This is a genomic window from Streptomyces sp. NPDC001714 (genome assembly GCF_042892755.1).
In the GTDB taxonomy this organism is placed as follows: domain Bacteria; phylum Actinomycetota; class Actinomycetes; order Streptomycetales; family Streptomycetaceae; genus Streptomyces.
This window is the reverse complement of sequence record NZ_JBIAUL010000001.1, coordinates 65,400-85,953: the sequence shown is the minus strand read 5'-3', so window position 1 is coordinate 85,953 and position 20,554 is coordinate 65,400. Positions and strand designations below refer to the sequence as shown.

18 protein-coding genes and 2 pseudogenes are annotated in these 20,554 nt (G+C 72.5%); 11 read left to right on the top strand and 9 right to left on the bottom strand.

The annotated features are described in order from the left end of the window. Positions 1–22: 22 nt before the first annotated feature. Genes ACFY0P_RS00405 through ACFY0P_RS00395 form a run of 3 tightly spaced genes read right to left on the bottom strand, consistent with a single transcriptional unit; the run spans position 23 to position 3,112 of the window. A complete protein-coding gene (locus ACFY0P_RS00405) occupies positions 23–682 on the bottom strand; it encodes an MSMEG_1061 family FMN-dependent PPOX-type flavoprotein (protein WP_388905632.1) in 660 nt (219 codons plus the stop codon). Positions 683–731: 49 nt separating this feature from the next. After that, the gene (locus ACFY0P_RS00400) at positions 732–1,130 is read right to left on the bottom strand and encodes a (2Fe-2S) ferredoxin domain-containing protein (RefSeq protein WP_388905629.1); all 399 of its coding nucleotides are present in this window, start codon (positions 1,128–1,130) and stop codon (positions 732–734) included. After that, positions 1,127–3,112, bottom strand: a complete 1,986-nt coding sequence (locus tag ACFY0P_RS00395; RefSeq protein ID WP_388905626.1) for a heavy metal translocating P-type ATPase — start codon at positions 3,110–3,112, stop codon at positions 1,127–1,129. Before ACFY0P_RS00395 ends, ACFY0P_RS00400 begins: the two co-directional genes overlap by 4 nt. 130 nt (positions 3,113–3,242) lie before the next feature. On the opposite strand from ACFY0P_RS00395, the gene ACFY0P_RS00390 reads away from it, so the two are divergent. Continuing rightward, positions 3,243–3,632: an ArsR/SmtB family transcription factor gene (locus ACFY0P_RS00390; RefSeq protein ID WP_388905624.1), complete on the top strand. Its 390-nt coding sequence runs from the start codon at positions 3,243–3,245 to the stop codon at positions 3,630–3,632. Between the two features lie 48 nt (positions 3,633–3,680). On the opposite strand, the gene ACFY0P_RS00385 is transcribed toward ACFY0P_RS00390, so the two are convergent. Next, on the bottom strand, positions 3,681–4,469 hold the full coding sequence (locus tag ACFY0P_RS00385; protein WP_388905621.1) for an SAM-dependent methyltransferase: 789 nt from the start codon (positions 4,467–4,469) through the stop codon (positions 3,681–3,683). Between the two features lie 117 nt (positions 4,470–4,586). Next, positions 4,587–5,276, bottom strand: coding sequence for a M24 family metallopeptidase (locus tag ACFY0P_RS00380; protein WP_388905618.1), 690 nt, complete (start codon positions 5,274–5,276; stop codon positions 4,587–4,589). A 200-nt stretch (positions 5,277–5,476) separates the two neighbouring features. Here ACFY0P_RS00380 and eno point away from each other — a divergent pair. Next, positions 5,477–5,707 (top strand): annotated as a pseudogene (gene eno, locus ACFY0P_RS00375) (phosphopyruvate hydratase); the annotation flags it as partial. Positions 5,708–6,050: 343 nt separating this feature from the next. Here eno and ACFY0P_RS00370 read toward each other — a convergent pair. Both ACFY0P_RS00370 and ACFY0P_RS00365 read right to left on the bottom strand, forming a co-directional pair. Next, a pseudogene (locus ACFY0P_RS00370) lies at positions 6,051–7,007 on the bottom strand (Ppx/GppA family phosphatase); the annotation flags it as partial. A 96-nt stretch (positions 7,008–7,103) separates the two neighbouring features. Beyond that, a complete protein-coding gene (locus ACFY0P_RS00365) occupies positions 7,104–7,826 on the bottom strand; it encodes an ANTAR domain-containing protein (RefSeq protein ID WP_388905616.1) in 723 nt (240 codons plus the stop codon). Between the two features lie 134 nt (positions 7,827–7,960). Between ACFY0P_RS00365 and ACFY0P_RS00360 the strand changes: the two genes are divergently transcribed. Then, positions 7,961–8,317, top strand: a complete 357-nt coding sequence (locus ACFY0P_RS00360; RefSeq protein WP_388905614.1) for a winged helix-turn-helix transcriptional regulator — start codon at positions 7,961–7,963, stop codon at positions 8,315–8,317. A gap of 95 nt (positions 8,318–8,412) precedes the next feature. Beyond that, positions 8,413–8,835, top strand: a complete 423-nt coding sequence (locus tag ACFY0P_RS00355; RefSeq protein ID WP_388905612.1) for a molybdopterin-binding protein — start codon at positions 8,413–8,415, stop codon at positions 8,833–8,835. A gap of 42 nt (positions 8,836–8,877) precedes the next feature. On the opposite strand, the gene ACFY0P_RS00350 is transcribed toward ACFY0P_RS00355, so the two are convergent. Next, positions 8,878–9,636, bottom strand: coding sequence for a nuclear transport factor 2 family protein (locus ACFY0P_RS00350; RefSeq protein ID WP_388905610.1), 759 nt, complete (start codon positions 9,634–9,636; stop codon positions 8,878–8,880). A 98-nt stretch (positions 9,637–9,734) separates the two neighbouring features. On the opposite strand from ACFY0P_RS00350, the gene ACFY0P_RS00345 reads away from it, so the two are divergent. After that, positions 9,735–10,661 (top strand): AraC family transcriptional regulator, encoded by a 927-nt coding sequence (locus ACFY0P_RS00345; RefSeq protein WP_388905608.1) that lies wholly within the window; start codon positions 9,735–9,737, stop codon positions 10,659–10,661. Positions 10,662–10,790: 129 nt separating this feature from the next. Here ACFY0P_RS00345 and ACFY0P_RS00340 read toward each other — a convergent pair whose 3' ends face one another. Beyond that, a complete protein-coding gene (locus tag ACFY0P_RS00340) occupies positions 10,791–11,777 on the bottom strand; it encodes a cytochrome c oxidase assembly protein (protein ID WP_388905605.1) in 987 nt (328 codons plus the stop codon). A 175-nt stretch (positions 11,778–11,952) separates the two neighbouring features. Between ACFY0P_RS00340 and ACFY0P_RS00335 the strand changes: the two genes are divergently transcribed. From ACFY0P_RS00335 to ACFY0P_RS00310, 6 genes are all read left to right on the top strand, one after another. Continuing rightward, positions 11,953–12,489: a hypothetical protein gene (locus tag ACFY0P_RS00335; RefSeq protein ID WP_388905603.1), complete on the top strand. Its 537-nt coding sequence runs from the start codon at positions 11,953–11,955 to the stop codon at positions 12,487–12,489. Positions 12,490–12,689: 200 nt separating this feature from the next. After that, positions 12,690–13,340, top strand: a complete 651-nt coding sequence (locus ACFY0P_RS00330) for a hypothetical protein (protein ID WP_388905601.1) — start codon at positions 12,690–12,692, stop codon at positions 13,338–13,340. 309 nt (positions 13,341–13,649) lie between these two features. Then, complete coding sequence (gene pstC, locus ACFY0P_RS00325) at positions 13,650–14,624, top strand: phosphate ABC transporter permease subunit PstC (protein ID WP_388905599.1); 975 nt, start codon at positions 13,650–13,652, stop codon at positions 14,622–14,624. Between the two features lie 2 nt (positions 14,625–14,626). Continuing rightward, positions 14,627–16,135 (top strand): phosphate ABC transporter permease PstA, encoded by a 1,509-nt coding sequence (gene pstA / locus ACFY0P_RS00320; RefSeq protein ID WP_388905597.1) that lies wholly within the window; start codon positions 14,627–14,629, stop codon positions 16,133–16,135. Next, the gene (gene pstS, locus ACFY0P_RS00315; RefSeq protein ID WP_388905595.1) at positions 16,135–17,838 is read left to right on the top strand and encodes a phosphate ABC transporter substrate-binding protein PstS; all 1,704 of its coding nucleotides are present in this window, start codon (positions 16,135–16,137) and stop codon (positions 17,836–17,838) included. Before pstA ends, pstS begins: the two co-directional genes overlap by 1 nt. Beyond that, positions 17,835–20,447: a hypothetical protein gene (locus ACFY0P_RS00310; protein WP_388905593.1), complete on the top strand. Its 2,613-nt coding sequence runs from the start codon at positions 17,835–17,837 to the stop codon at positions 20,445–20,447. Before pstS ends, ACFY0P_RS00310 begins: the two co-directional genes overlap by 4 nt. Positions 20,448–20,554 lie beyond the last annotated feature (107 nt).

Below are 20,554 nucleotides of genomic sequence, written 5' to 3'. Positions count from 1 at the left end.
CGGCTGGTGGCTCGGCCGCCCGTCACTCGTACCGGTACTTCAGCGAATCCGCCTCCGTCCGCTCGATGTCGGCGATCGTCAGCTCCGGCATCCGCAGCTGGGCCAGCGTGACCTCGGCCGAGGTCGGCTGGGCGTCCGCCGGCAGCCACTGCTCCGGCTTCCAGGCCCCGCTGCGCAGGAGCGACTTGGGGCAGTGGGGGTAGACCTCCTCGATCCCCAGCACCAGCGCACTGGCCGGCGGCTTGCCCACGGCGGTCAGCTGCGACAGCAGCTCGGGGCGGGTGGAGACGCAGGCCCGGCCGTTCACCCTGAGCGTCGTGGTGCGGCCCGGGATGACGAACAGCAGCCCGGCCCGCCCCGTGGCGACGACGTTCTGGAGGGTGTCCAGACGCTTGTTGCCGGTCGCGTCCGGTATCGCGACCGTCCGTGCGTCCAGGACGGCGACGAACCCGGCGGGGCCGCCCCGCGGCGAGACGTCGCAGTTGCCCTCCGCGTCCGCGCTGGCGACCAGGACCAGCGACGAGCAGCCGATCAACCGCCGGGTCTGCTCGGTGAGTTCGGTCATCTGCTTGCGCACGGCCGCGTCGCCGGGGAGTGCGTAGACCCGGCGCAACGTCTCCTGGTCGGGCACGGCGTCGAGGCGGAGCGAGTCGAAGGCACTGCCGGCAAGGGATGTCGTCATGCCGCCGACCCTAAAGGGCGACGCGCGCCCGCTGACGTCGTACCGCGGCTCAGCCCTCGACGCCGCGCCGTACCCGCCGCGACGGGCTGAACCCGTACAGGTCCAGGATCTCCGGCGGCTCGCTCAGCCCCGGGCCCCCGGCGCGGACCCAGGTGGCGATGTCGGCCGTCGCGTCAGGGTCGTTGACCAGACCGAGCCACACCGGCCGGCCGCCCGCCGCGCGCCCGGCCGGGGACGGCTGCACGACGACGACGTCGGCCTGTTCGCAGGCGTCCAGGCAGTCCACCACCCGGACCTGCGCCACGCCCGCCAACTCGGACCTGAGCGTGGCGAGTTGGGCGGCGTGATCCACACCGGGCACCTTGGCCGTTCCGCAGCAGCAGCCTCGGCACACGGTGACCGTGCACCGTGGCGCCGGTGGCGCGGCAGGCGTTCTGCGGCGGCTCATCGGGCGGCCCGCTTCCAGGCGGCCTCGCGCAGCAGGCGGAGTCCGTTGAGGCCGACGACGACGGTGGAACCCTCGTGGCCCGCCACGCCGAGCGGCAGCGGGAGGGTCCCGGCCAGGTCCCAGACGACCAGGGCGGCGATGAACACCCCCGCGATCACCAGGTTCTGGACGACGAGCCCGCGAGCCCGCCGGGACAGCGAGATCACGGCCGGGACGGTGGCGAGTTCGTCCCGGACGACGACCGCGTCGGCGGTCTCCAGCGCCAGGTCCGAGCCCGCCCGGCCCATCGCGACACCGGTGTGGGCGGCGGCCAGCGCGGGCGCGTCGTTGACGCCGTCGCCGACGGCCATCACCTTGCGGCCGGATGCCTCCAGTTCCCGGACCGCCCGCACCTTGTGCTCGGGGAGCAGCCCGGCGCGCACGTCCTCGATGCCGACCTCGGCGGCCAGCAGGGCCGCGGCGCGTGGGTTGTCGCCGGTCAGCAGGAGCGGCGCCGTTCCGGTCAGAGCCGTGAGGGAGGCGACGGCGGCGATGCCGTCCGGGCGAAGACGGTCGGCGATCCCGAGGACACCGAGCGGCTCGCCGTCCGCCATGACCAGTACGGCGGTCCGGCCGCCGTCCTCCAGTTCGGCGGCGACGACCGACGCACGCGCCGAGCCGGCGTCCCCGGCACCGGCGAGCAGCCGCGCGGGAGCCCCGACCACGACCGCGCGCCCGCCGACGGTGGCCCGGACTCCCACGCCGGGCGCCGAACCGAAGCCCTCGGCCGCCGGCAGAACCAGGCCCTTCTCCCGTGCCGCGTCCACGACGGCGCGGGCCAGCGGGTGTTCGCTGAGGTGCTCGGCCGCGGCGGCCAGGGTGAGCAGTGCGCCCTCGTCCAGGCCGGAGCCCGGCAGTGGCCGGACGTCGGTGACGCGCGGGGTGCCCTCGGTCAGCGTGCCGGTCTTGTCGAGTGCGACCGCGTCGACCTCTCCGAGCCGCTCCATGACCACCGCCGATTTGACCAGCACGCCGTGCCGTCCCGCGTTGGCGATCGCCGACAGCAGCGGCGGCATGGTGGCCAGGACGACCGCGCACGGCGAGGCGACGATCATGAAGGTCATGGCCCGCAGCAGGGAGCCGGTCAGCGCGGCGCCGAAGGCGAGCGGCAGGAGGAAGACGGCGAGGGTCGCGGCCACCATGCCGAGCGAGTAGCGCTGTTCGACCTTCTCGATGAACAGCTGGGTGGGCGCCTTGGTCTCCGAGGCCTCCTCGACCATCCGCACGATCCTGGCGATCACCGAGTCGGAGGCGTCGCGCCCGACCCGGACGCGCAGCGCACCGGTGCCGTTGAGGGTCCCGGCGAAGACCTCGTCGCCGGGCTGCTTGGCCACCGGCAGCGGTTCGCCGGTGATGGTCGCCTGGTCGACGTCGCCGGTCCCGTCCACCACCCGGCCGTCGGCCCCGATGCGCTCGCCGGGCCGCACCAGGACCGTGTCGCCGACCCGCAGCTCCGCCACGGCCACGGCGGCCTCGGTGCCGTCGTCCGCGAGCCGGGTGGCGGTGGCCGGAGCCAGATCCAGCAGGCCGCACACCGAGTCGGCGGTGCGGGCGGTGGCCAGCGCCTCCAGGGCGCCGGACGTGGCGAAGATGACGATGAGCAGCGCGCCGTCCGTCACCTGCCCGATCGCCGCGGCACCGAGCGCCGCGACGACCATCAGCAGGTCGACGTCGAGGGTCTTCGCCGTCAGGGCCCGGAGCCCGGCCCAGCCCGGTTCCCAGCCGCCGGCCGCGTAGGTCAGCGCGAACAGCGGGCCCCAGGTCCAGGCCGGGGCGCCGGTCAGCCGGAGGGGCAGTGCCACCAGGAACAGCACCAGGGCCACCGCCGCCCACCGCGCCTCGGGCAGTGCGAGGACCCGGGTACGACGCCGGGGCACCGCGGCCGCGCGCGCGTCGGCGGCCCGGTCGGCCGGGACCGGCGGTGTGACGAGGGTGGAGGTCATCGGTGGGGTCCTTCACGAGGGCATGACGGATCTGCGGGCACCGGGAACCCGGCTCCGCGCCCTCCACCGTACAGGACCACATGAAGAACCATTCATACGTTCATGAATGGTTCTCCGTAGGATGAAGCCCATGGGCCATGGAGCTGACGGACGGACCACCACCGCCACCGCACGCGAGCGCCTGGAGACCGTCGGCGCCGGCGACGTGGCGGCCACGCTCCAGGCGCTGGCCACCCCGTCCCGCCTGCGCATCCTGGCCCGCCTCCAGGAGGGCCCGTGCGCGGCCACCGAACTCGCCGACGCCGTCGGCATGGAACAGAGCGCCTGCTCCCACCAGTTGCGGCTGCTGCGCAACCTCGGCCTGGTCACCACCGAGCGCCGGGGCCGCTCGGTGATCTACGCCCTCTACGACAACCACGTCGCCGAACTCCTGGAGCAGGCCCTCTACCACGTCGAGCACCTGCGCCTGGGCCTGCGCGACACCCCGGTCACGGCGCACACCGTGGCCGAGGTGAACTGAACCCCTTCCGCGAGCCGGCATGCCGGCCGCGCCGACCCGGAGGGCGGGTCAGCGGATGCGGGCCACTCCCGAGTAGATGCCGCTGCCCTCCGGTTCCGGGGCGGGGGTGCCGGCGAACCACTCCGTCGCCGTGACCAGGCCGGGGCGGACGAGGTCCAGGCCGTCGAAGAAGCGCTCCACTTCGGGGCGGGTGCGGAAGGCGAGCCGGATGCCGCCCCTGGCGTACTCGGCGACGACCTGCTCGACGAGTTCCGGGTACAGGTCGGACGCGGCGTGCGAGAGGATCAGGTAGCTGCCCGACGGGAGGGTGTCGACCAGGGCGCGGACGATGCCGTGGGCGCCCTGCTCGTCGCTGATGAAGTGCATCAGAGCGATGAGGGAGAGCGCGACCGGGCGGTCGAAGTCCAGGACGTGCCGGGCGTGCCGGACGATCGCCTCCGGATCGCGCACGTCGGCCTGGATGTAGTCGGTCGCCCCCTCGGGGCGGCTGATCAGCAGTGCCTCGGCGTGCCGCAGGACGATCGGGTCGTTGTCGGTGTAGACGACCTTGGCCGACGGCACGACGTTCTGCACGATCTGGTGGAGGTTCGGCTCGGTGGGGATCCCGGTGCCGATGTCCAGGAACTGGTCGATGCCCTGCCGGGCGAGCCACGCGGCCGCCCGGTGCATGAACTGACGGTTCTGCCGGGCGGCGTCCTTCGCCTCGGGCGGCAGCTTCTCACCGACCGCCTCGTCCACCGGGTAGTTGTCCTTGCCGCCGAGCAGCCAGTCGTAGACCCGCGCGGGGTGCGCCCTGCTGGTGTCTATCGGCGGGGACGGCTGTGGGTTGGTCGTCATGGCAACTCCATCGCGCCGGGAGAGACGGTGAGGGACCGAGGTCGTGGTGATCGTACTCGGGCGTCTCATCTGCCTTGTGCACGGGGCGACTTGAGCTCACGGGGTGGCTGGGACCCCTCAGAGGGTGAGCAGTTCCTCGTGGAAGCCGCCGAACCGCCGCTCCGGGGTGAGGAGATGGATCTCCAGGATCCAGTGGCAGGTGCGGCCCGCCTTGTCGGTGCGGCGCAGCGGGGTGTCGTTGCCGGGCGTGATGTACGACTCGACGTCGGCGCCGTCGATCGTCTCGTGCGGGAACTCGCCGACCAGGTGCCCGGCGTGCCAGCCGCCCAGCTCCCAGCCCGCGTCCTCGGCGAGCCGCTCGACCTCGGCGTACAGCTGAGCGCCGGTGATCTCCGGGGCGGCGTCGAAGAACCGCCGGCCGGCGGCGAACACCCGGGGAAGGTCGGCGCGGAGCCGGTGCTTGACCGGGTCGTCGCCGAGGACGAAGGTACGGCCGAAGTCGGCCTCGTACTCCTCGAAGATCGGCCCGAAGTCGGCGAAGACGATGTCGTCGGCGCCGATCACCCGGTCCGGCGGGTTCTCCCGGTACGGCAGCACGGTGTTCGGCCCGGAGCGCACGATCCGCTTGTGCCAGTGCCGGGTCGTGCCGAACATCTCGTTCGCCAGGTCCCGGATCCGGTCGCTGACCGCCCGCTCCCCCTCGCCGGGCGCGACGAGCCCGCGCTCCTCGATCTCCGCGAACAGCCGTACGGCCTTGTCCTGGGCTTCGAGCAGGCGCGCCGCGCGCGTGGGTTCGTCATCCGCCATGGGCCGAACCTAGCCAGCCCCGGTCGTCCCCGGCAACGGGGTTCCGCAGGGCCGTGGCCAGCAGCAGGCTCTCCTCGACGGCGTGCGGGATGTCGGTGACCGGGAAGAGCGTGTGCCGTACGGTCCGTTCGGCGTCGACGACCAGGATCAGGCGCTTGTGCCACAGCCGGCCCCCGCCCCGGAAGACCGGCAGCCGCAGAGCCGCGGCCCACCGCGCCGGCTACACGGTCGTCATGTCCCACCGCTCCGGCGAGACCGAGGACACCACCTTCGCCGACCTCGCCGTCGCCACCGGCTGCGGCCAGATCAAGACCGGCTCGCTGTCCCGCGCCGACCGCACCGCCAAGTACAACCAACTCGTCCGGATCGAACAGGAGCTGGGCTTCCAGGCCCGCTACGCGGGCGCCGAGGAACTGGGGCTGCGCCGCTGAGCCGAGTTGGGCAGGGAGAACCGCCGGTCAGGCCGCCCGCTGTGCCGCGGCGTAGGGATCGGGCATCGGGCATCGGGCATCGGGCATCGGGCATCGGGGAGAGCCTCGCCTCGACGGGTCGTCAGGCGGTCGAGGTCGGGGGGGTGGTCCGGAGCGGCAGCAGACTGACAGCCGTCGGAACCGGCCGGTCCCGCTGCCCGTCCACACCCAGGCGGCTCCCGTCACGGCCCCGGTCCCCGTCCAGACCCAGGCGGCTCCCGTCACGGCCCCGGTCCCCGTCCACACCCTGGCGGCCGCCGTGCCCGTCGCCGTCCCCGGCCGGGTCCCGGTCTCCGTCCCGGTGTTCGCCGTTCGCCGCCTCGACGTCGGCCCACCAGGCGGCGCCGTCCTCCAGGTAGCGCAGCAGGATGCCCTCGCGCAGCGCCCAGGGGCAGATCGCGAGGGCCTTCACGCCGCTCAGTTTCATCGCGGTGTGGCCGACGACCGCGCCCGCGAGGCTCTGCCGGGCCCGCGGCGCGGAGATGCCGGGCAGGTCGGAGCGCTCGGTCACCGGCAGGGCGGCCAGCCGGTCGATCGCGCGGCGCAGGTCGCCCCGGCACAGGATCCGCTCGGCGAACGGGCCGTGCCGTCCCGGTGCCGCGCCGCACAGCCGGGCCAGCTGCTGGAAGGTGCGGGAGGTGGCGACGACGGTGTGCGGGTGCTCCCAGCGGATGCGGGCGGTGGCGTCGCGCAGCTGATGGCGGACCCGGCGGCGCAGGGCGAGCAGTTCGGCCGCCGTCGGCGGGCCGTCGTGGCCGAAGAACTCGCCGGTCAGCCGGCGTGCCCCGAGCGGCAGTGAGACCGCGAAGTCCGGCATCCGGCCCCGCCCGAAGGCCACTTCGAAGGAGCCGCCCCCGATGTCGAAGACGGCCAGCGGCCCGGCCCGCCAGCCCATCCAGCGCCGGACGCCGAGAAAGGTGAGCTCGGCCTCCACCTCGCCGGGCAGTACGCACAGCCGTACCCCGGTGCCCTGGGCCACGGCCCGCAGGACGGCCGCGCGGTCGGGTGCGTTGCGTACGACGGCGGTGGCGAACGCCATGGGCTCCGGGGCGCCCCACCGGCGGGCGATCTCGGTGGCCTTGCGCAGCGCCGTGACCAGCTGCTCGGTGGCCTCCTCCCCGAAATGCCCATCGGCTCCCACCTGTTCGGACAGGCGGAGCTTCCACTTGGCGGTGTGCACCGGCAGCGGCACCCCGTCCGTCGCGTCGGTCACCACCAGCCGGACCGTGTTCGACCCCGCGTCCACCAGGCCAACTCTCATGGGCTTCACGTACCCAGCGCAGCCGGGGTGATGCGGTGCGTGCGCGGCGGTGGGTGCGAGGGCGCGCGCGGGGGTGTGCGCAGCACGGTGGCCTCCCTACGGACGGTCCCCGCTCCCCCGGGCGTCGGCGACGGCTGCCGTGAGCTGCCTCTGGACCTGATCCGGCAGCGGCACCCCCCGCACCGTGGTCACCACGTCCTGGGCCAGGCGGTGCAGCTTGGTGTTGGTGTTCTGGGAAGCCATGACCAGCACGTCCCACGCCTCGTCGGGGCTCAGGCCGAAGGACGCCATGAGGATGCCGCGGGCCAGGTCGATGTCCGGCCGGGTCCGCAGGGCGCGCCGGAGCTGGACGACCTCGGTCTGGAGCAGCCCGTCGTCGGCCGGGGCCGAGGAGGCCTGGTCCGAGCAGGCTTGGTCCGAAGCGGCTTGGTCCGAGCTGGCCGGGGCCGAGAAGAGGGTGCGGGTGTCGGTGAAGGACAGCAGCCGCTGCACGGCGGGGCTGGCGGCTGTGATCACCACCGTCTTTCCGGCCCCCAGCGCCTGGCCGCGCACGGCCAGCAGGACGTTGAGCGCGGAGCAGTCCGTGAACCCGAGTCCGCCGAGATCCAGGTCCACTCCGGCCGCGGACCTCGCGAGGGCCTCGTGCAGGGCGTGCCGGAGGTACTGGCTGTTGTCCAGACAGAACTCCCCGCTCACGGCGACGGCCACCCGGTCGTCGTCCGCGCCGACCCGGACCGACAGGCTTCCGGCGGTCGACGGGAGCGGGCCGTCGTCGCCGTCCTTGCCGGCGAACTGCTCCTCGGGGGACGTCTCCAGCATGGTCGCCTCCTCCGCCTCGCCTCCTCCACGGCGTCCACCTCAGACTCGTACACCCCTCCGCGACCCGTCAAGACATACGCGAATATTATTTCGTGTTTTTGTGAACGGGAACATGCGGTCGTACGATGTGGGCCATGGTGGGAGTCGACGGAGTTCCCGAGCAGCACACCGGCTGGACGTTCCTGACGAGTCATGCGCGCGTCCTGGCCAGCATCGCCGACGACCACAACACCCGGATCCGTGACATCGCGGCACGCTGCCGGCTCACCGAACGCGCCGTCCAGAAGATCATCTCGGACCTGGAACAGGACGGCTACCTCTCCCACACCCGCAAGGGCCGCGCCAACCAGTACCGCATCGACCCGGACAAGGTGCTCCGCCACCCGGCCGAGGCCGGAGCCGGCCTGACCGTGGCCTCCCTGCTGACGATGCTGCTCAGGGACGAGGCGGACCGGCAGGGTACGACGGAACAGACCGGAGGCGGTTCCTGACGGGCGCGCGGCGCCAGACCGGCTAACTTGTGGAGTCGGCGTCAGGACGAAGCCTGGCAATCCGCCCCTTTTCCCTCCCTGTTAGGCGGCCCCTCATGAGCCTGAGCATCCGCAACCAGATCCCCGGCACCGTCACCGCCGTCACCCCGGGCGAGGTGATGGCGACCGTGAAGGTCCGTCTCGACGGCGGCCAGCAGCTGACCGCGGCGATCACCCTGGAGGCGGTCCGGGAGCTGGGGCTCACCGAGGGTTCGGCCGTGCGCGCGATGGTGAAGTCCACCGAGGTCGCGCTCGCCACCGGCCGGGTGCCGGGCGTGTCCATCCGCAACCAGCTGCCCGGCACGGTCAGCGACGTGGCCACGGGCGAGGCGATGGCCACGGTCAAGGTCGCCGTGGACGGAGGTCAGGCTCTCACCGCGGCGATCACCAGGGACGCGGTCGGCGATCTCGGCCTGACGGCCGGTGCGCCGGTCGTGGCGCTGATCAAGGCGACCGAGGTGTCCCTCGCGACCGCCTGACCCCGCACCGTTCTGAACGACCGGTCAGGTCGGGACAACTGGTCAGAACAGCCCGTTGGAGTGCGGGAGTTCGGCCGGAACCGGGGCGATGACGTCCCAGTGCTCGACGATCCTGCCGCCCGCCACCCGGAACAGGTCCCAGTAGGCGACCGGGACGCCGAACTCGCCCTCGGACTGGAGCAGGACCAGGTCGCCCTCGGCGACGACCCGGTGGACCGTCCTGTAGACGAGGTTCTTGCCCTGCTCCGCCCACCTGGCGGCCGCCGCGCCGAAGCCGTCCAGGCCGTCGGCGGCCTCCGGGTTGTGCTGGCGGTAGGTGTCGGTGGAGATGTAGTCGGTCAGGACCGAGTAGTCGGCGCCGACGAGCACCTTCTGCGCGAACTCGGCCACCAGCGCCCGGTTGGCCTCCGTGCGGTCCGGGTCGGACGGCGCGCTCGGGCCGTCCGTCTGGGAGCGGCCCGAGGCGGTGTCCGCGACCACCGGCGTCAGCGCGTCCCAGTGCTCGGCCAGCCGGCCGTCCGCGTCGACCCGGAACAGGTCGAACGCGACCAGCGGTGCGGGGCCGAAGCCGTGGTACGTGCCGTGCAGCGCCACCAGGTCACCGTCGGCGATCACCCGCGCCCCCTCGTAGCGGAAGTCCCCGGGCAGGCCGGCCACCAGAGCGCGCAGCGCCTCCGGGCCGTCCGCCGCCAGGCTGCTGTGCTGACGGTAGTCAGCGGCCACCCAGCGGTCCACCGCACTCGGGTCGCGGTCCCCGAACAACTCGCCGGCCGCCTTGAGGACGATGTCCTTGCTGCTCATGACCATGTCTCCGATCTGGTAACTCTCGTCGGTGCCGGTCCGTCGGCACGTCCTCCACTGTCCCGGCGGGCCGGGCTCCGCGCACGGTAGAGTCAGGCATGGCCATGGTCGAAACGGGACAACCTTCGGGGCCGCTGGTACTCGAACGGGGATATCGCAACCCCACCAGGCCCGGTCTCGGTCTGGAGCTGCTGCCCTTCGCCGACCTGCACCGCCGGCTGCCCGGTGACGAGTACCGGCGGGTCCACCGGCCCGACTTCCACCACCTCACCCTGGTCCGCCGCGGCCACGGCACCGCCATGGTCGACTTCGTCGACCGCCCCTGCCGGCCGGGCACCCTGCTGCACATCCGCCCCGGCCAGGTGCAGCGCCTGCCCACGGCGGCCGACGGCACCCCCGCCGACCTCGACGCCACCCTCGTCCTGTTCACCCCCGACTTCCCGCCCCGGCTCCCGGCGACCGCCCGCGTCACCGACGACCCGTTCGGCCCGGCCGCCTGGCAGCTCCGCCCCGCCGACCAGGACCGGCTCGGCCGTGCGTTCGCCGAACTGGCCCAGGAGTACGGCGCGTACCCGGCGGACGACGAATACTCCGAGATCACCCGAGAGCTGCTCCGCCAGCTCCTCGCCGGCGTGCTGCTGCGCATGGCCCGCCTGCCCGGCAGCACCTACGGCCCCGACGGCTCCGCCCAGGCGCCGCCGGCCGCGCAGGAGCCGTACCGTCTCTTCCAGCACGAACTGGAGCGTTCCTTCACCACCCTGCGCCAGGCCCACGACTACGCCGCCCGGCTCGGCTACTCCCTCAAGACCCTCAACCGCGCCTGCCAACGCGCCACCGGTCACACCGCCAAGCAGCTCATCGACGCCCGGGTCACCCTGGAGGCCAAGCGGCTGCTGGCCCACACCGACCTGCCCGTCGCCGCCGTCAGCCACCGGCTCGGCTTCACCGAACCCACCAACTTCGGCAAGTTCTTCACCCGCGAGACGGGCCGCACTCCAGGCGCCTTCCGCGCCGACCAGCGCTAGGCGCTCCGCTGGAACGGCCGCGATGCGCCGTCGGCCGTCCGCGGCGCCGTCGGGGCCGGTCGCGCGGTTCCTCCCCCACTCTTCGGCCGGGGCACCCCCAGCGCCCCCAGGCGGCTGCTGCGCCGCCGGTCACTTCTCGCCGTGCTGCCTGCGGATCCTCGCGGCCACCTCGTTCTCCTCCGTCTCCCACCAGGGGCGGACCCGGTCGGCGGCGGGGGCGGCCGTGACAGCCGTTGGTGCGGGGGAGGCCGCGGGGACCACGGCGAGTTGCTCGTCCAGGTGGCGGTCGAGGGCCGCCGTCTGGACCCGCTCCGCCCGCGCCCACTGGAACAGGAGCGCCAGCAGGAACGGCAGGGCGACCAGCTCGGCGATGCTCAGCATCGCGCCGCCGCCGATCTGCTGGTCGTGCCGGACGTCGGGGGCCCAGGACGGGTGGTGGTGCAGGTACCACGCGCCGGCGATCAGCGTGCCGTGCGTCATCACGACGACCCCGGGAACCGCGTCGATCACACCGTCCAGGAACACCAGGGCCGCCCGCACCGGATGGGTGCACCAGGCCGGCAGGGTCTCCTCGCGGGTCAGGACCGGTACGACGAACAGGCAGCCCGCCACCAGCAGGTGCAGGTACATCAGCTCGTGCAGCCAGCCCACGCGCAGCGCGGTGGCGAAGTACGGGGTGAAGTAGACCGTCAGCTCGGTGGCGAGGACGAGGGCCGTGCTGACCAGCGGGAAGGTCAGCAGGCGGACCACGCGGCCGGTCATCGCGCGGCGGACCCGCGCCGCCGCGCCCTGCGGCAGCGCCTCCACCGCCAGCCGCAGCGGGTCGCCCAGGGCCAGGCCGAGCGGGGCCACCAGGTCGAGCAGGATGTTCTGCACGGCCGCGGGCCAGAACAGCACGTGGTCGTAGACGGCGAGGCCCGACATCGTCGCGACGACCAGGGCACCCAGGCCCAGCACCGCGAAGGCGGCGGACCGGGCCCGCGGCCACGTCCCGCCCCTGCCGCGCAGGCGCCGCACGCCCCAGCCGTACAGCCCGCCCAGGGCCACGACCAGCAGCAGCGCCGGCACGTCCAGCTGCCACGACGTCAGCAGCCGGCCCACGGTCAGCTCGGCCATCCGGCTCACCCTCCTTCGGTCGGGGACGAAACGGGTCAGGTCAGGTCCACTGCGCGACGCTATACCCGGCCTGCCCCGCCCCGGCATCGGGGCTCGTGCAGAATCGGCGCGATCACCGGGCGGTGGTCGGCACGGTTCTCAAGATGGGGGATTCATGTTCGGAAAGCAGCTCATAGTGAGCGCAGCCATTGCGATTCTGATCGGCACGCTCGGAGCGTGCTCCGGGAACGGGAGCGGGGTCGACAACGGCGTCAGCTACGGACAGGACGACACGAGCACCGGGACCGGCTCCGGCTCCGGCTCCGGCGGCACCGCGTCCGCCCAGCCCGGCACCGTCCACGGCCTGAAGGACTCCGTCCGGCACGTCACCGCGAAGACCACCCGGGCCACCCGGCCCCGCCTGGTCAAGAAGTGCTCCACCACGACGCACCGGGTCCGGCACACCTCCAGCAGCGGGACGGGCGGCAGGCGGACGACCCGTACCTGGTACACGACCGAGCGGTCCCGGTCCTGCACCGAGGTCCGCCGCGGTACCGAGTCCTACCGGAGGACCGTCCGCACCGAGAAGTGGTGCGTGGAGCTGGACGACGTGAACGGCGACAAGCGGCGGGACGACGTCTGGTACCAGGTCGGCAGCTCGGTCTACGACGACGCCCGGACCGCGGGCGACCGCGCCCGGCTGGAGTTCGTCCCGACCCGCGAGGGCTGCTGAGCCGCCCGCCCACGGCCCTGCCACCGCCCTGCGTCACAGTTCTGTGCCGGGCCACGGTGCTCCGTGTTCAGTTTCGTTCGGCCGTGCTTAAAGTGATCAACGCGGCTTGCGGATCTTGACCAACTCCGCCGCCGCGCAGGGGAGACGGAGACACGGGGGGCCTTGTCATCATGCGGGAACGATTCGCCATGCCTCGGCGCGTGCCCACGCGGCCCGTCGCCGCGTTCCTGGCGGCCGTCGGCGTCGTCGCCGGGGTGCTGGTCGGCCGGTCGGGGCTGGAGACGGTGGCGGGGTGCGGGACCTCGGGGGACCTGTATCCGTCGCAGACCGCGAAGGACTGGGTGTCGTACGCCGATCACGTCGTGGTCGCCAGCCCGACCGGGGAGCGGGAGACGAACCGGCGGACGTACGCCAAGGGGGCCGTGGCGTACGCGATGGACCGGCTGGTGAGCTTCCGGACCGACAGCACGCCGTGGTCGCGCACCTCGCCCCGGCACGGCCTCGGGTCCGCCTTCGACATGGTCGCCCCCGGCTGGGAGGTCTACCGGTCCAGCGGCACCCGCGTCGCCGTTATGGCCACCGACGCGCCCCGCCTCCAGGTCGGCCACACCTATCTGCTCGCCCTGCGCTGGCACGAGGGCGGCTGGGCGGTCCTCGGCGAGGGCGGGGCCGTGCCCTTCGACGACCACACCGGCGACCAGGGCGAGTGGTGCGGACGCGTGCTGAGCAAGGAGGACATCGCCGAGGGCGAGCGCTTCTCCCGGCGCAAGGACCACAGCCTGGAGAAGGCGCTGCTGGGACAGGACGAGCAGGCCGTCAAGAGCGCCCTGGACCGCGCGGCCCGCGGCTGAACCCCGTCCCCCGACCGCGACCTGGCCGAACTCGCCCTGCCCGCCCGCCTCCTGAGCGGGGCGGGTGTCGCGCGGAACTCGTACCGCCTGACCCTCCAGTACACAGGTACCCACATCTCCCCCACCGAAATGGCATGAACAGTTCACCTGCTCTCCATCTTCGACGCGTTGGTGCGCAAGGAACCGGCCATTGACTCGACCCGCGCGGCGACCCGGTGGAGCCGTGTAGGGGGCCATTCGTTTCCGTATAGGGGGGGCACAGTGGTGTCCGCGCTCAAGGGTTCCGCAGGGGCGGAATCCGAAAGACCCGTGCCCAGGCAGCTGTCGGCCGCCCGGGGGCTCGGGGACCGGATCTTCCGGGTCCAGTTGACGGCCTCCGGCGTCATCGTCCTCGCCATCATGGCTGCCGTAGGGCTGTTCCTGCTGCTCCGGGCCGGACAGGCGCTGCGAACCAGAGGGGTCTGGGACTTCCTCACCACCGCCGAATGGCAGCCGGACGTCCACCGCTTCGGCATCGCGGCCGTGCTCACCGGCACGCTGCTCATCGCCGCCGTGGCCGTCACGATCAGCGTGCCGCTGGCCCTCGGGACCGCTCTGTTCATCTCGTACATCGCGCCCCGCCCGCTGCGCCGCACGCTCGTCTCCATGGTCGACCTGATGGCCGCCGTGCCGTCCGTGGTCTACGGCCTGTGGGGACTGTTCTTCCTCCAGCAGCATGTGATCGGGCTGTCCCGGTGGCTGTCGGACTGGTTCGGGTGGATCCCGTTCCTGCACGTCGACGGAACCCAGCCGGGCGAACCGCTGGCCACCCAGAGCGTCTACACCGCCTCCACCTTCGTGGCCGGCATCGTCGTGGCCCTGATGGTCGCGCCGATCCAGTGCTCGGTGATGCGCGAGGTGTTCGCGCAGGCGCCGGCGGGTGAACGGGAGGGTGCCTACGCGCTCGGCGCCACCCGCTGGGGCATGATCCGCGCGGTCGTGCTGCCCTACGGCATGGGCGGGATCATCGGCGGCACCATGCTGGGCCTGGGCCGGGCGCTCGGCGAGACCATCGCGGTCTACCTGATCATCTCCCCGGTCTTCACCATCCAGCCGCACATCCTGCAGACGGGCTCGAACTCCGTCTCCTCCCTCATCGCCCTGCACTACGGCGATGCCTCGACCTTCGGCATGTCGGCGCTGATGGCGGCGGGCCTGGCGCTGTTCCTGCTCACCCTGGCGGTCAACTTCACCGCTTCCTCGATCGTGGCGCGGTCACGGTCCGGCGCACAGAGCGAGGCCTGACGATGACCGTCGTAGACCTTGAGAAGGGCGCTCCCCAGGACGCCCCGCAGGACGCCCCCGGGAAGGCCGCCGAGGGCACCGGCGCGGTCACCGCCCCGGACACCGCGGTCGCCGTGCTTCCCGACGTGCCGCGCCGGATCGGCGGGGTCACCCGCTCCGGTGTGCTGTCGGTGTTCGGCGCCGCCGCCTCCGGGCTGTGCGTCGCCGTCCTCCTCTTCGGCGAGCTCGCGCCGTTCTCCGGCGCACTGGGGTTCTTCGTCACCGCGTACCTTTCTTTCCTCGGTATCTACGCGGTGTTGACAGGGCTTGAGGAGAACGGGCAGGCGGTACGGGACCGGGTGATGACCGTCGTCCTGTGGTCGGCGGGCGGCCTGATGTTCGCCGCGCTCACCATGGTCGTGGGCTTCACCGCGTGGCGCGGCCGGGAGGCCCTGCCGCACGCCAACTTCTTCACCCAGGACATGCAGGCGGCCGGCCCGCTCGACCCGCTGACCGACGGCGGCATCGCGCACGCCATGCTCGGCACGCTCGAGATGATCACCATCGCCCTGGCGATCACGGTGCCGCTGGGCCTGGCCTGCGCGGTGTACCTCAACCAGATTCCCGGCAGCTTCTCGCGGTTCGTCCGCACGATCGTCGAGGCGATGACGGCGCTGCCGTCCATCGTGGCCGGCCTGATGGTCTACGCCGTCTGGATCCTCAACCTCGGGATGCAGAAGTCGGGTCTGGCGGCGGGCTTCGCGATCAGCGTGATGATGCTGCCGATCGTGATCCGCGCCGCGGACGTCGTACTGCGCCTGGTCCCCGGCACCCTCACGGAGGCGTCCGAGGCGCTCGGCGCCCCGCGCTGGCGGACGGTCTGGCACGTGGTCCTGCCCACCGCCCGCTCGGGCCTCGCCACCGCCGTCATCCTCGGCACCGCCCGCGGCATCGGCGAGACCTCCCCGGTCCTGCTCACGGCGGGCTTCACGGCAGCGCTCAACACCGACCCGACGAACGACCCGATGATCTCCCTTCCGCTGGCCGTCTTCAACTTCGTCAAGTCCCCCGAGCCCACGATGATCGCCCGCGGCTTCGGCGCGGCGGCCGTCCTGATGGCGCTGGTCCTGATCCTCTTCGTGATCGCCCGCGTGATCGGCGGCCGCGGCCCCGGCCACCAGAACAAGCGCCAGGCGAGGCGGGCGGCCCGCGCCTCCCGCCGGGACGTGACGCGGTTCGCGGAACTCCACACGCCGGGACTGGAGTTGTTCGAGACCGGTTCTTCTGAAGGCAACGGCCACACCGAGCGCCCCGAAAGGGGCGCGGGGCTGCATCAATCAGCGGCTCCGCCGCGGAGCGCGCCCAGCCACGACGCACCGGCAGCCGGCAACGGCGAGCGGTCCCCCGAAGACAACGCACCCGCGGCCGCCGACGGCGATCCCGCCCCACAGGGGCCACCCGCACCTGACAACGAAACTCGCACGGGTGGTGCGGGTGGGAACTCAGACCCTGCTACAGGAGACGCACACTGATGTCCAGCCTTGTCATCAACGCCCTGAGACGGCTGGGCATCCTGGCCGCACTGACAGGCATCCTCGGCACCCTCGCCGGTACCCCCGCCGTCGCCGACAGCTACACCCCCATCGCCGGCGCCGGCTCCACCTGGGCCGAGAACGCCATCGACCAGTGGCGGCGCGACGTCAACAAGAACGGCATGCGCATCAGCTACGCCGGTGGCGGTTCGTCGGACGGCCGTCGCCAGTTCCTCTCCGGCACCGTCGACTTCGCCGTCTCCGACATCCCGTTCCAGACGCACCCCACGGACGGCAGCGCGGCCGAACGCCCCGCGAAGGGCTCGTACGCCTACATGCCGATCGTGGCCGGCGGCACGGTGTTCATGTACCACCTGACGGTCAACGGCAAGAGGGTCACCAACCTCCGCCTCTCCGGCGACGTGGTCACCAAGATCTTCACCGGGGTCGTCAAGACCTGGGACGACCCGGTCATCAAGGCCGACAACCCGGGGTTGCAGCTCCCCCACCGCACCATCGTCCCCGTCGTCCGCTCCGACGGCTCCGGCTCCACCGCCCAGTTCACGATGTGGATGGTGAACCAGCACCGGGCCCTGTGGAACGCCTACTGCGCCAAGGTCGGCCGTGCGGGATCCTGCGGGCAGACGTCGTACTACCCCACCGTCTCCGGCATGATCGCCCAGTCCGGTGACCTCGGTGTCGCCGGCTACGTCGCCCAGAACTACGGCGAGGGCGCGATCGGGTACGTCAACTACTCGTACGCGCGCAACGCGCACTACCCGGTCGCCAAGGTCCTGAACCACGCGGGCTACTACACCGAGCCGACCCCGCAGAACGTGGCGGTCTCCCTTCTCAAGGCGAGGATCAACACCGACAAGAACTCGGCTGACTACCTCACCCAACAGCTCGACGGCGTCTACAACGACTCCGACAAGCGCAACTACCCGCTGTCCAGCTACTCGTACATGATCCTGCCGCTGAAGGTGCAGGGCACCTTCACCGAGGCCAAGGGCAAGACGCTCGGCGCGTTCTCTTACTACTTCATGTGCCAGGGCCAGCAACAGGCGCCGGGCCTCGGCTACTCGCCGCTCCCGATCAACCTCGTCCAGGCCGGCTTCGACCAGATCCGCCGGATCCCGGGCGTGCATGCGCAGAACATCAACATCAAGAACTGCAACAACCCGACCTTCACCACCACCGGCCAGAACAGACTCGCGCAGACCGCGCCCTATCCGGCCGCCTGTGACAAGAAGGGTGCGGCCCCCTGCACCACCGGCACCGGCGGCGCGACCACCGGCTCCGGCAACGGCAGCGGCGGTTCCTCCGGCGGATCGACCGGCGCCACCGGCACCGGCACCGCCGGCGGCTCCACCGGCGGCGGCTCCGGCCCGGCCGGCGGCAACAGCGGCCAGCCCTCCGTCGATCCCGACACCGGTCAGACCATCTCCCCCGGCGGCACCAGCGGTTCGGCCTCCGGCGGCACCAGCGCGGGCGCCGACGGCACGGTGGCCCTGGCCCAGCCCGTCGCCGTGGCCACCGCACACGGCTGGACCGGCACCCAGACGCTGATGCTGCTGGCCGCGGTCCTGGTCTTCGGCCTGCTCCTGCTGCCCTCGGTGATCTCCCGCCTGGTCGGCAGCAGGGCCGACGGCAACGGAAACAGCAACGGCAACGGCCGCTCCGAGGACGGGAGTTCGCGATGAGACGCACCCGTGTACGCAACGCGCTGATACGCCTGCTCGCGGGCGCCACGGTCGGGGCCCTCGCCGGACTCGCGGTCGCCCAGACCGCTCCCACGGCCGCGGCGGCCACCGACTCCGCCGTGACCGTCTCCGGGCGCGGTGAGTTCAAGGACATGAAGTTCACGGTCTCGCAGACCAGGGACCTCACCAGCCAGGCCGTCACGGTCAGCTGGACCGGCGGCACCCCGACCAGGTTCGCGGGCACCCAGTTCAACACCGACTTCGTGCAGATCATGCAGTGCTGGGGCGACGACGACGGCACGGTCCCGTCCAACCCGGGCCCGGCGCGCACCCAGTGCCAGTACGGCGGCTCCCCGACCACCGACCGCACGAGCTGGCCCGGCAACGCCTACGACGACACCCGCCAGGTCTTCTACAGCGCCGACCCCACCAACTACGGCCAGGACAACCGGTACGGCGCGGCCAACCCGAACGCGCCGGGCGAGGTCCCCTTCAAGTCGGTCGACGGCACCACCGTCACCACCCACACCCAGAACAACCAGTTCTTCAACTACAACACCACCAACGAGATCGATTTCGCCCGCACCAGCGCCAACGGCACGGGCCAGGAGTACTTCGAGGTGCAGACCGCCAACGAGGCACCCCACCTCGGCTGCGGCGAGCCCGTCACCACCGGCGGCGTCACCAAGCCCCGCTCATGCTGGCTGGTGATCGTCCCGCAGGGCCACCTGGACCTGGACGGCAAGCCGTACGCGGACCAGAGCCAGGTCAACGCGGGCTCCCCGGTCTCCTCCACCAACTGGGCGAACCGGGTCGCGATCAAGCTGGACTTCAACAGCGTGGGCACCAACTGCGCCCTCGGTGCCGACGAACGTCCCACCACCGGCAGCGAGCTGGTCGCCGACGCGATGACCAGCTGGCAGGCCCGGCTGTGCTCGTCCGGCAAGGTCTTCGGCTACACCGAGCTCGGCGAGCCCGACGCCCGGTCCCGGCTCAGCAACGACGGCTCCTCCGGACTCGCCTTCACCACCCGCGCGCTGGGGGCCGACGCGAGCTCGGCCGCCCCCTCGGACACCACGACGTACGCGCCGGTCGCCCTCTCCGGTGCCGTGATCGGCTTCACCATCGAGCGCAGACCGAAGGCCGGCGCACCGGAGTCGGTCGACAGACTCGCCGGCACCAAGGTCGGGTCGATCAGGCTGACACCCCGCCTGGTCGCCAAGCTGCTCACCGAGTCGTACCGCAGCTCACCCTGGGGAGCCGTGATCGGCGGCACCGCCGCCAAGGGCTACGGCTGGGCGAGGAACAACCCGGCGGGTCTGGCGAGCGACCCCGAGTTCGTCGCGCTCAACCCCGAGTTCGCGTACTTCTCGGTCTCCGAGACGCCGTCCACCGACACGGATCTGATGACCGCGCTCGGCCACTCCGACACCGCCCGCGCCGTCTGGCAGTGGATCTTCGCCGACAAGGACGCCCGGCAGTTCCTCGCCGGCGTCCCCGACGACGACGGGATGCGGGTCAACCCGTACTACAGCACCAACGCCGACCTGAACCCGACGGGCTTCGCCTTCGACCCGTCGAACCTCGACGAGTACCCGAAGAGCGACCCGTGGTGCACGATCCCGCCCGGCAGCGGCGCCACGCAGAAGCAGTGCATGACCGACTTCCACCCGTACGTCGAGGACATGCACGCCGGCGCCCTGCACGCCCGGCGTGCCGACACCCTGTGGAAGTCGAGCTGGGACTCGCTCGCCAGCCCGCCGGCCTACAAGAGCACCGGCCCGCAGACGGTCGGTTCCCGCTTCGTCATCACGATCGCGGACGCGGCCTCGGCGGCCCGCTACGGCCTGCAGACGGCCAGTCTCCGCAACGCCGCGGGCAAGTTCGTGGCGCCGACCACCGCCTCCCTGACCGCCGCCGCGAACAGCGCCGCCGGCAAGAACGTCGCCGAGATCAGCCCGTCCGGCGCCACGGCGAAGGACGCCTACCCGCTGGCCCAGCTGGTCTACGCGGCCGTCCGGCCGGCCAAGATCAAGTCCGCCGCCCGCAAGGACTACGCGGCCCTGCTGCAGTACGCGGCCGGCACCGGGCAGGTCAGCGGCGCCGACCCGGGCCGCCTGCCGGCCGGTTACGCGCCGCTGTCCAAGAAGCTCCGTACCCAGACCCTCAAGGCGGTCCAGGCGCTGCTCCACTACACCGGGCCGACCGCCGACGCCTCCGGTGGCTCGGCCGACGGCGGCGGCACCGACACCTCGGGCGGCGGCCCCTCCGGCGCCACCGGGGCCGACGGCGGCACGAGTGGCGGCGCCGGTACGGGCGCCGGAGGCGCCGGCGCGAGCGCCTCGCCCAGCGCGTCGGCGTCGTTCGACGGCGGCAAGGCCCTGCAGACCACCGCGGCCGGCAACACCCCGGCCGACCCGGCGAATCCGCTGCGGTACGCCGTTCCGGTCGGGGCCGCGCTCGGGGCGGTCGCCGGGGTGGGTGCGCCCTTCGCGGGCGGCAACCGGCTGCGGCTGCCGCTGCGCCTCCCGCTGCCCGGCGGGCGGAGCGTGACCGTCGTACCCGAACTGCCGGAGCTGTCGCGCCGACTGCGGCGACTGCTCCCGTAATCCCCGGGCGCCCCGGCGCTCCCCACAGACCGGAGCACCACCCGGTGCTCCCACAGACGGCCGCCCGCCCCGAAAGGCAGTCGGGGCGGACGGCCAGCACCACCCTG

Coding starts and splice junctions, on each gene's coding strand:
- ACFY0P_RS00400 (WP_388905629.1), bottom strand. CDS start 1,130: ATGAGCCGCCGCAGAACGCCTGCCGCGCCACCGGCGCCACGGTGCACG.
- ACFY0P_RS00405 (WP_388905632.1), bottom strand. CDS start 682: ATGACGACATCCCTTGCCGGCAGTGCCTTCGACTCGCTCCGCCTCGAC.
- ACFY0P_RS00310 (WP_388905593.1), top strand. CDS start 17,835: ATGAGACGCACCCGTGTACGCAACGCGCTGATACGCCTGCTCGCGGGC.
- ACFY0P_RS00345 (WP_388905608.1), top strand. CDS start 9,735: ATGGCCATGGTCGAAACGGGACAACCTTCGGGGCCGCTGGTACTCGAA.
- ACFY0P_RS00395 (WP_388905626.1), bottom strand. CDS start 3,112: ATGACCTCCACCCTCGTCACACCGCCGGTCCCGGCCGACCGGGCCGCC.
- ACFY0P_RS00350 (WP_388905610.1), bottom strand. CDS start 9,636: ATGAGCAGCAAGGACATCGTCCTCAAGGCGGCCGGCGAGTTGTTCGGG.
- ACFY0P_RS00355 (WP_388905612.1), top strand. CDS start 8,413: ATGAGCCTGAGCATCCGCAACCAGATCCCCGGCACCGTCACCGCCGTC.
- pstS (WP_388905595.1), top strand. CDS start 16,135: ATGTCCAGCCTTGTCATCAACGCCCTGAGACGGCTGGGCATCCTGGCC.
- ACFY0P_RS00340 (WP_388905605.1), bottom strand. CDS start 11,777: ATGGCCGAGCTGACCGTGGGCCGGCTGCTGACGTCGTGGCAGCTGGAC.
- ACFY0P_RS00380 (WP_388905618.1), bottom strand. CDS start 5,276: ATGGCGGATGACGAACCCACGCGCGCGGCGCGCCTGCTCGAAGCCCAG.
- ACFY0P_RS00360 (WP_388905614.1), top strand. CDS start 7,961: ATGGTGGGAGTCGACGGAGTTCCCGAGCAGCACACCGGCTGGACGTTC.
- ACFY0P_RS00365 (WP_388905616.1), bottom strand. CDS start 7,826: ATGCTGGAGACGTCCCCCGAGGAGCAGTTCGCCGGCAAGGACGGCGAC.
- pstA (WP_388905597.1), top strand. CDS start 14,627: ATGACCGTCGTAGACCTTGAGAAGGGCGCTCCCCAGGACGCCCCGCAG.
- ACFY0P_RS00390 (WP_388905624.1), top strand. CDS start 3,243: ATGGGCCATGGAGCTGACGGACGGACCACCACCGCCACCGCACGCGAG.
- ACFY0P_RS00385 (WP_388905621.1), bottom strand. CDS start 4,469: ATGACGACCAACCCACAGCCGTCCCCGCCGATAGACACCAGCAGGGCG.